This is a genomic window from Methylobacterium oryzisoli, from assembly GCF_046557895.1.
Taxonomy (GTDB): Bacteria; Pseudomonadota; Alphaproteobacteria; order Rhizobiales; family Beijerinckiaceae; genus Methylobacterium; species Methylobacterium oryzisoli.
Genome location: NZ_JBKIBX010000132.1, coordinates 1 through 687 on the forward strand (window position 1 = coordinate 1; position 687 = coordinate 687).

At 69.1% G+C, this 687-nt stretch carries 1 pseudogene; it reads right to left on the reverse strand.

What is annotated here, in order from left to right:
• Positions 1–687 (reverse strand): annotated as a pseudogene (locus ACKUB9_RS34370) (IS630 family transposase); the annotation flags it as partial.

Below are 687 nucleotides of genomic sequence, written 5' to 3' on the forward strand. Positions count from 1 at the left end.
CGATCGCCTCCCGCACGCCGGCGACCTTGTGAGCGGGCAGGTTGTCCATCACGACGATGTCACCGGGATGCAGCACCGGCGTCAGGGTCTCGGCGACGTAGCTGCGGAAGCGGGTGCCGTTCGTAGGGCCGTCCAACAGCGCGATGGCACATAACCCGCTCGTGCGCAGGGCCGCCGTGACGGTGGTAGTCTTGTAGTGTCCCTGCGGGGCTGCGAGCCGGCAGCGCTCGCCGCGGGGAGCCCAGCCGTTGCGGCGTGCCATGTTGGTCGCAGTGCCCGTCTCGTCCAGGAACACGAGTCGGTCCGGATCAAGTTCGAGCTGTGCCTCGAACCACGCCTCGCGAGCGGCCCTTACGTCCGCGCGCTCCTGCTCAGAAGCGTATGTCGCCCCTTTTTCCACGTGATCCGGTGCCGCTGGAAGAAGCGCGACAGACCACTCGTGCTGGTCTGCACGCCCTGCTCAGCCAGGCGGTCGCGCAACTCGCGAAGGAAGAGACGCGGTTCCTGCTCGGAGGTCGCCAGGATCAACTCGGCATGGGCCTCAGTCCGCTGCGACGTGTGATCGCCGCCCATCGGCTTGGGCACGACGTGCCCTTCCCGGGTAGCCTGCCCGCACCAGCGGCTGGCGCTCGACACGCTGACCCCGAAGCGAGCCGCGGCGCGATGGCAGGAGGCCCCCGCCGCCAC